The organism is Paenibacillus silvae (assembly GCF_014639235.1).
In the GTDB taxonomy this organism is placed as follows: domain Bacteria; phylum Bacillota; class Bacilli; order Paenibacillales; family Paenibacillaceae; genus Paenibacillus; species Paenibacillus silvae.
Genome location: NZ_BMFU01000019.1, coordinates 59,596 through 67,428 on the forward strand (window position 1 = coordinate 59,596; position 7,833 = coordinate 67,428).

Below are 7,833 nucleotides of genomic sequence, written 5' to 3' on the forward strand. Positions count from 1 at the left end.
ATATATTTCAGATAGAGGGCGGGCGAAACGGATGGACAGAATGGTGCTTCATCGTATGGAGTATTACGGGTACCACGGTGTTTTTGCAGAAGAGCGGAAGCTGGGCCAACGGTATTACATTGATCTGGAGATTGATATGGACCTGGGTGAGGCAGGGCGTAATGATGATCTGTCCAAAACAATTAATTATGCCGAGATTCATGAACTGGTGAAGCAGATGGTTGAGAACACATCATTCCAGTTAATTGAAGCTTTGGGCGAACATATTGCATCTTCTTTACTAGACACTTATACTATTATCAATGCATTGACAGTCAAGGTGACGAAGCCTCATCCGCCGTTTGATATTCATTTTGGAGGCGTAACGGTAGAGCTTCGCCGCTCAAGAAAGTGAGAACCATTATGATTGCACATTCGACCTCTGAATCTTCAGAGGCTTATATTGCTTTGGGGGCTAATTTGGGTGATCGGGAGCAGACGCTGCTTGAGGCGCTGACGCTGCTGGATGCCCACCCTCACATATCTGTGCTGCGCTGCTCTGCTCTGTATGAGACGGAGCCGGTAGGGTATGTGGATCAGCCTGCGTTTTTGAATATGGCTGCTGCAGTTCGGACAAGTCTGGCTCCTGAGCATTTGCTTAAAGAACTGCTGGATGTAGAGAATCGCCTTGGGCGAGTTCGGGATATTCGCTGGGGGCCGCGTACCGTAGATCTGGATTTGCTCTGGATGCACGGCGAGACGCGGGATACCGAATCGCTTCAGCTGCCGCATCCCCGGATGGGGGAGCGGGCATTTGTACTGGTGCCGCTGTCGGACATCGTGCCGCAGGACGAGACATCAGGTTTGTATACCTTTGTACACGCATCGTTGTCTGTACTGGATGGAAAGGATGGAATACAGCGTTGGAAAACATGCAATTGGCCAACCGAATCCGGGCATTCCGGAAGCTGAAAGGGTTAACGCAGCATGAGCTGGCAGCCGAGACGGGCATATCCCTGGCCATTCTGGGAACGATTGAACGTGGAAATCGCAGGGTGACACAGCAGGAGCTCAGCAAAATTGCGGGAGTGCTTGCGATCAGTGTAGAGGAGTTACAGGGTTTCAATAATGGATAAAGGGGTGAAACAGCAAGCATGCTGAAGATTGGCAATATTGAAATGAAAAATCAGGTCGTTCTGGCACCGATGGCGGGGGTGTGCAACCCGGCTTTCCGTCTGATCGCCAAGGAGTTTGGTACAGGTCTTGTTTGCGCGGAGATGGTCAGCGGTAAAGCCATCGTGCATGGCAACCAGCGAACACGTGAGATGTTGTTTGTCGATGAGCGCGAGAAACCGCTTAGTCTGCAGATTTGGGGAGGCGACCGGGAATCCCTGGTTGAGGCAGCCAGAATCGTAGATCAGGAAACGAACGCAGATATAATCGATATCAACATGGGATGCCCTGTGCCAAAAGTAACCAAGTGTGATGCAGGTGCACGCTGGCTGCTGGACCCGAACAAAATTTACGAGATGGTATCCGCGGTTGTAGAAGCTGTCGAGAAACCCGTTACCGTGAAAATGCGAATCGGCTGGGATAACGAGCATATCTATGTGGTGGAAAATGCTCTTGCGGTGGAACGCGCCGGCGGAAGTGCTGTCAGCGTACACGGCCGGACTAGAGAGCAGCTGTATACCGGAACGGCGGATTGGTCACATATCAAAAATGTCAAAGAAGCCGTTTCGATTCCCGTGATCGGTAATGGTGACGTAGCTTCCCCGGAGGATGCTCGCCGCATGTTGGATGAGACCGGCTGTGATGGCGTAATGATCGGGCGTGCTGCGCTAGGAAACCCATGGATGCTGTATAGAACAATCCAGTACCTGAGCTCTGGCCAGCTGCCTCCGGACCCGGATGCCGAAGAGAAAATTCGTGTAGCTGTCCTGCACATGGATCGACTGATCGCACTCAAGAATGAAACGGTCGCGGTTCGTGAGATGCGTAAACATCTGGCTTGGTATTTGAAGGGATTAAAGGGATCAGCGCGAATTAAAGACGTTATTATGGAGGGCACCAAGCGGGACGAGATGGTGGATATTCTGGAGAACTTTGTGGCTCAGCTGAAAATGGAGGGCAATCTGGAGTCCGAACCGGCAATCGCCGAGAACGCTTCTTGATTACCTCAGTCGGCTTGTAAAACGTTTACAGCCACAGGGGACGTAACATTGACTTTTCGAGACCGTTCCCCTATAATTTCTCAGTATAAATTCGCCATGTGCGTTTACTAAGTATTAGTGCATCAGGAGGAATATTCTATTTCTCTGGAGAACTTCATATAGTTTTGAAGATGTATGCGGGCGGAGTTCTGTCATCAGCACTGATTCCGTTGCCGTACAATCAAATTATTCCCATGACAGGAGAATCGGTTGAGATGAGCGACAAGGAAGTTATCCTTACACCAGAAGGACTCAAGAAGCTGGAAGAAGAACTGGAAACACTGAAATCAGTGAAGCGCCGCGAAGTGGCTGAACGGATCAAAGTAGCCATCGGCTATGGTGATATCAGTGAGAACTCCGAATATGAAGATGCGAAGAATGAGCAAGCTTTCATTGAAGGACGTATCATTACGCTGGAGAAAATGCTTCGTAATGCGCGGATCATTAACAGTGACGAGATCGATACCGATGCCGTGAGCGTGGGTGCTACCGTTATCGTAGAAGATTTGGAGTTTGGTGACATCACGGAATATACGATTGTAGGTACTGCGGAATCCAATCCGCTTCAGAACAAGATTTCCAACGAAAGTCCTGTAGGTAAAGCCATTTTAGGCAAGAAAAAAGGTACCGTGGTTGATGTAAGTGTGCCTGCTGGCGTAATTCAATATAAAATTGTAGATATTAAAAAGCTGTAGTAACGAAGCAGTCAGGTGCAGTAGACAAAAGCTTCCTTAGGGAAGCTTTTTTCAACATTACGGACAAGCGTAAACGCAAGGGCTGCAATGTAAATAAGGAGATGAATACAGATCATGACGGATGAAGTCTTGAATCAGGAAACCGAACTTAGCGAGCTGTTACAGATTCGCCGCGACAAATTGGACGAGCTCCGCAACTTGGGAATCGACCCTTTTGGCCAAAAATACGTACGTACCGAAGAGGCCGGCTCCATTCTGAAGAAGTATGAAGAACTGACCAAGGAAGAGCTGGAAGAGAAGCACATCGAAGTCAGTATTGCCGGACGGATTATGGCGAAGCGGGGCATGGGTAAAGCAAGCTTTGCGCATATTCAGGACCTGAGCGGCCGAATCCAGATCTATGTTCGTCAGGATAGCGTGCCAGAGGATAAATTTACGGCATTCAGTCTGCTTGACCTTGGAGATATCGTTGGGGTAACCGGCGTTGTTTTCAAAACGAAAACAGGCGAGACTACCATTAAAGTAAAAGACCTGGAAGTGTTGTCGAAATCACTCTACCCGCTTCCGGATAAATATCATGGTCTGACCGACGTTGAACTGCGTTATCGTCAGCGTTATGTGGATCTGATCATGAACCCTGATGTGCAGCAAACCTTCATTATGCGTTCCAAAATCATTCAATCCATGCGTCGTTACCTCGACTCCCATGGTTATCTGGAAGTGGAGACGCCGACGCTGCATGCGATCGCAGGTGGTGCTGCGGCACGTCCGTTTATCACACATCACAATGCACTGGATATGGAACTGTACATGCGGATTGCGATTGAACTTCATCTGAAACGTCTGATTGTTGGCGGTTTGGAAAAAGTGTATGAGATTGGCCGTGTATACCGGAATGAAGGCATGTCTACAAGACACAATCCGGAATTTACAATGATTGAGCTGTATGAAGCTTATGCGGATTACAAGGATATCATGGCTTTGACCGAAAACCTGGTCGCTCACATCGCACAGGAAGTGCTCGGCACACAGGTCATCCAATACGGAGATCATGAAGTGAATCTGAAGCCGCAATGGCGCCGTGTTACAATGGTAGATGCCGTTAAAGAAGTAGTGGGCGTAGACTTCTCCGTGCATATGACAGATGAGGAAGCTCATGATTTGGCCAAAAAGCACAATGTAAAAGTTGAACCACATATGACATTTGGTCATATTCTGAACGCTTTCTTTGAAGAGTTTGTTGAAGAGACATTGATTCAGCCAACCTTCATTATGGGACATCCACTTGAAATTTCGCCACTGGCGAAGAAAAGTGATGCTGACCCGCGCTTCACGGACCGCTTTGAGCTGTTTATCGTTGGACGTGAGCATGCGAATGCCTTCACCGAGCTGAATGATCCCATTGATCAGCGCCAACGCTTTGAGGCACAGATGCTGGAGAAAGAGCACGGTAATGATGAGGCACATGAGATGGATGATGACTTCATCCGTGCGCTCGAATATGGTATGCCGCCAACAGGTGGTCTAGGCATTGGTATTGACCGTCTGATCATGTTGCTGACCAATTCGCCGTCCATCCGTGACGTACTGCTTTTCCCGCATATGCGTCCACGTACACAAGAGTAAATAAGGAACGTAGTCTTCGTTCATAATAGAAGAGGAACCTGCCCGCTTGTTTAATGCCGGGGCAAGTTCCTCTTTGGGTTTACAAAGTATTTTAAAAAGAGGTGCCCTCCATGAAGTTCAGGCTGTACATAGCTCAATTCCTATCCCCTCCGTTGATTCTGGTTGGTGGATTCCTGTTGATCATATCCGTAGGTACGATGCTGCTGATGCTGCCGATTTCCAATCAGAGCGGCACTCATCTCGCCTTTATTGATGCTCTTTTTACGGCTACATCTGCAGCTTGTGTAACTGGACTGGTTGTAGTGGATATTGGAACCACCTTTAACCTGTTTGGTCAGATTGTGATTATGATCCTCATGCAGCTGGGCGGGCTGGGCTTTATGACGATGGCGACGTTGTTTGCGCTTGTGCTGGGTAAACGCATATCCCTCAAGGATAGGCTGTTGTTGAAGGAAGCCATTAATGCAGATAGCATGGAGGGGATTGTTCGAATTATTCGCAAGGTTTTAATTTTCTCTTTTACTATTGAGGGAGTTGCTGCGGTTATTCTGGCAATGTTATGGGCCACCGAGATGCCGTTTATACAAGCGGTGTACTATGGTATATTCCATTCGGTTTCCTTGTTTAACAACGGCGGCTTTGATCTGTTTGGCAACAGTTTTCAATATTATACGGGGGACTGGATATTTAACATCACGGCATCCATTCTTGTCATATCGGGTGGTCTCGGCTTTGTTGTTTTGAATGACCTGTTTGAATATCGCAAACGCCGCCGATTGTCGTTACAATCCAAGCTGGTGCTCTCTGTATCGGGTGCGTTGATTGGGATCGGTGCGATTGTTTTGTTTATTTTCGAATTCACCAACAGTCATACACTTGCCTCACTTACATGGGGCGAGAAAATATACGCTTCGTTCTTCCAATCGGTCTCTACACGTTCTTCGGGAACAAGTACAATTGATATTACACAGATGCGGCAGGCTACTCAATTTTTCTTTATTTTGCTCATGTTTATCGGGGCTTCTCCAGGCTCAACCGGAGGAGGCATCAAGACAACCACTTTCCTTATTATGATTGGGGCGGTATACGCGATGATTCGCGGGAACAAGGATATTGTGTTTTTCCGTCAGCGGGTTCCGAAAGATCTGCTCATGCGAGCATTGACCATTATTATGGTTTCTCTCAGTATTTTCATGATTGTGGTCATGCTCTTGCTTACAACAGAGGATGCACCCTTCCTCTCACTAATGTTTGAAGCGGCATCGGCTATCGGTACGGTAGGCTTGTCTGTTGGTGTAACCCATGAGATGACGAATTGGGGAAAAATAATAATTACCTTCACCATGTTTGTGGGTCGAATTGGGCCATTAACGATTGCATACGCATTGCGTCCGCGCAAGGAGAAAAAGCTGTATCGCCATCCAGAAGGCCGAATTATTATCGGGTAAATAAAATTTTTGAAAATGTAAAATACAAGATGTAAAACGTAAAAAACGCAGATATTCAGTGTGAGCGTCCCGGATGTTAAGGGATGGGCAATGAATAAACTGCGTTTTTTTTGCGGAGACATTGGAATGGAACGTTTCAAAAGTACGTGTTAATCCCAGGACGGCTCTATAATTAAACTCATATACAAAGAGAGGCTAGGTGTAACGCAATAGCTTCTTCCATGAGTTTAGCGTGTACTTGATCCGGTCTAAGCACAGCATGAATTGCCAGGCCATCAACAAGTGCGTATAATCTCTCGATCTCCAGTTCCTGATTCAGATCAGGTTTGAACAGGTTGAGCTGCATCAGCGAAGTAATGACAATTTCAACAGCACGTCTAATATCGTTATAAACGGTATCTGCCAGCTTTTTGAGTGCGGGATCCGTTTTGGATTTGGCAGTAAAAGCGTACCACACCTCCATTTCAGCCATTTTCTCATCCGTGTTTGGCATAAATTCAAGCAATAATCGTTTCATATCATCCATGGGAGGACCATTAAAGGTCATGCCCTGAATCCGGGATGTCACCCGTTCTGATACAAGATTCATGGCATATAACAGCAGCTCGGATTGTGTTGAAAAATAGTGGCGCATCGAACCTACAGAGATGCCGGCCTCCTCAGCGATATTTCGAACTGAGGCCTGCTCCATACCGTCTCTGCGAATGACACGCCAAGCGGCTTCAGCTACGAGCACGCGTTGTTTGTCGTGGTCTACAATTTTAGGCATAGCTCTATTATATCACTGTTGATTATTATGGTACAAATGTGTTAAATTGATTATAATACATATGTACTATTTTAAAAAAAAGGAGAGATTAAATGATCGCTTATTTCATTGTGGCGTGTGAGATTGCTTTCTGGGTATTTGTAGTAGCGGGTCTCAGTGTACGTTATATGCTTGGCAAAAAAAAGTTGGGGCTGGCTTTACTGGCAGCTACGCCTGTTGTAGATGTTATGCTGCTTGTTGCTACGGTAATGGACCTGCAGCGCGGAGCTGTAGCAAGTATGGTTCATGGTGTAGCAGCAATTTATATAGGTGTAAGCATTGCTTTTGGTCATCAGATGATTGCTTGGGCAGATCTTTACTTTCAATATTGGTTTAGAGGAGGGGACAATCGGAGAAGGAATAAACTATATGGAAAGGAACATGCAAAAAACGAGCGGATGGGCTGGATTAGACATCTTGTGGCATGGGGTATAGGGAGTGCTATTCTGTTAATGATGATATGGTGGATTGGTGATGCAGAACGCACAGAAGTATTTTCAGGATTGATTCAAGTTTGGACAATGATATTGGGGATTGATTTCTTGATTAGCTTTAGCTATACCCTATGGCCGAAAAAGGCAGCGGCTGAGAAAGCCGGATGACAAGTTTCATGAGTGATTATTTTAGCACGCGATGATCTGCTTCATGACATGGTAGTCAGCCACAAGTGTTTCGTGCTTTACTCTGAGTAAAAGCGGAGTGTTGTATGTGGCAGTACTTATATCCATATGTTTAGATAAATACTCTTGTAGTTAAGGTGCATATCGCTTTATAAAAATAAAATTAACACTTGCATTCATATTCTATACATGGTATATTCTAATTCCGGCCAAGAAAACACAGTTTACACGGTGCGGCAAGCAGCTTACAAAATAGCTTCTAAAGAAGCTTAAAAAAAGAGCTTGCAAAGTTGGTTCGGACATGATAAGATATAAGAGTTGCTGAAGCGAACGAGCGACGGTGGCGAAAAGAAGTTTGATCTTTGAAAACTGAACAACGAGTGAGTACTGATCTTGCTTGCAAGATCAACAATGAGATTTATAATCTCGTCAGATTCAAAATGA

Annotated in this window: 9 protein-coding genes; 8 read left to right on the forward strand and 1 reads right to left on the reverse strand. The window is 46.2% G+C overall.

The genetic code is table 11. From position 1 onward, the window contains the following. Positions 1-31 precede the first annotated feature (31 nt). The 7 genes from folB to IEW26_RS28330 all read left to right on the forward strand — a co-directional run bounded on the left by folB (position 32) and on the right by IEW26_RS28330 (position 5,961). Entirely contained in the window at positions 32-394 is a 363-nt protein-coding gene (gene folB / locus IEW26_RS28300; protein ID WP_111273278.1) for a dihydroneopterin aldolase, read from the forward strand. Positions 395-402: 8 nt separating this feature from the next. After that, complete coding sequence (gene folK / locus IEW26_RS28305; protein WP_188594823.1) at positions 403-951, forward strand: 2-amino-4-hydroxy-6-hydroxymethyldihydropteridine diphosphokinase; 549 nt, start codon at positions 403-405, stop codon at positions 949-951. Further along, complete coding sequence (locus tag IEW26_RS28310; protein WP_145406594.1) at positions 912-1,115, forward strand: helix-turn-helix domain-containing protein; 204 nt, start codon at positions 912-914, stop codon at positions 1,113-1,115. The genes folK and IEW26_RS28310 overlap by 40 nt, the downstream gene beginning before the upstream one ends. A gap of 18 nt (positions 1,116-1,133) precedes the next feature. Then, entirely contained in the window at positions 1,134-2,153 is a 1,020-nt protein-coding gene (gene dusB, locus IEW26_RS28315) for a tRNA dihydrouridine synthase DusB (protein WP_111273280.1), read from the forward strand. Between the two features lie 254 nt (positions 2,154-2,407). Continuing rightward, positions 2,408-2,887 carry a transcription elongation factor GreA gene (gene greA / locus IEW26_RS28320; RefSeq protein WP_110899248.1) on the forward strand — a complete coding sequence of 160 codons (480 nt, stop codon included), beginning with the start codon at positions 2,408-2,410 and terminating at the stop codon, positions 2,885-2,887. A gap of 114 nt (positions 2,888-3,001) precedes the next feature. Next, complete coding sequence (gene lysS / locus IEW26_RS28325) at positions 3,002-4,513, forward strand: lysine--tRNA ligase (RefSeq protein WP_111273281.1); 1,512 nt, start codon at positions 3,002-3,004, stop codon at positions 4,511-4,513. A gap of 110 nt (positions 4,514-4,623) precedes the next feature. Continuing rightward, complete coding sequence (locus IEW26_RS28330) at positions 4,624-5,961, forward strand: TrkH family potassium uptake protein (protein ID WP_188594818.1); 1,338 nt, start codon at positions 4,624-4,626, stop codon at positions 5,959-5,961. Positions 5,962-6,139: 178 nt separating this feature from the next. Here the strand turns inward: IEW26_RS28330 and IEW26_RS28335 are convergent, their stop codons facing one another. Continuing rightward, on the reverse strand, positions 6,140-6,730 hold the full coding sequence (locus IEW26_RS28335) for a TetR/AcrR family transcriptional regulator (RefSeq protein ID WP_188594819.1): 591 nt from the start codon (positions 6,728-6,730) through the stop codon (positions 6,140-6,142). Positions 6,731-6,822: 92 nt separating this feature from the next. On the opposite strand from IEW26_RS28335, the gene IEW26_RS28340 reads away from it, so the two are divergent. Further along, complete coding sequence (locus IEW26_RS28340) at positions 6,823-7,371, forward strand: hypothetical protein (RefSeq protein ID WP_188594820.1); 549 nt, start codon at positions 6,823-6,825, stop codon at positions 7,369-7,371. Positions 7,372-7,833 lie beyond the last annotated feature (462 nt).

Bases quoted from the DNA above. Each gene is read 5' to 3' on its own strand.
- folB (WP_111273278.1), top strand. From the start codon at position 32: ATGGACAGAATGGTGCTTCATCGTATGGAGTATTACGGGTACCACGGT.
- folK (WP_188594823.1), top strand. From the start codon at position 403: ATGATTGCACATTCGACCTCTGAATCTTCAGAGGCTTATATTGCTTTG.
- IEW26_RS28310 (WP_145406594.1), top strand. From the start codon at position 912: ATGCAATTGGCCAACCGAATCCGGGCATTCCGGAAGCTGAAAGGGTTA.
- dusB (WP_111273280.1), top strand. From the start codon at position 1,134: ATGCTGAAGATTGGCAATATTGAAATGAAAAATCAGGTCGTTCTGGCA.
- greA (WP_110899248.1), top strand. From the start codon at position 2,408: ATGAGCGACAAGGAAGTTATCCTTACACCAGAAGGACTCAAGAAGCTG.
- lysS (WP_111273281.1), top strand. From the start codon at position 3,002: ATGACGGATGAAGTCTTGAATCAGGAAACCGAACTTAGCGAGCTGTTA.
- IEW26_RS28330 (WP_188594818.1), top strand. From the start codon at position 4,624: ATGAAGTTCAGGCTGTACATAGCTCAATTCCTATCCCCTCCGTTGATT.
- IEW26_RS28335 (WP_188594819.1), bottom strand. From the start codon at position 6,730: ATGCCTAAAATTGTAGACCACGACAAACAACGCGTGCTCGTAGCTGAA.
- IEW26_RS28340 (WP_188594820.1), top strand. From the start codon at position 6,823: ATGATCGCTTATTTCATTGTGGCGTGTGAGATTGCTTTCTGGGTATTT.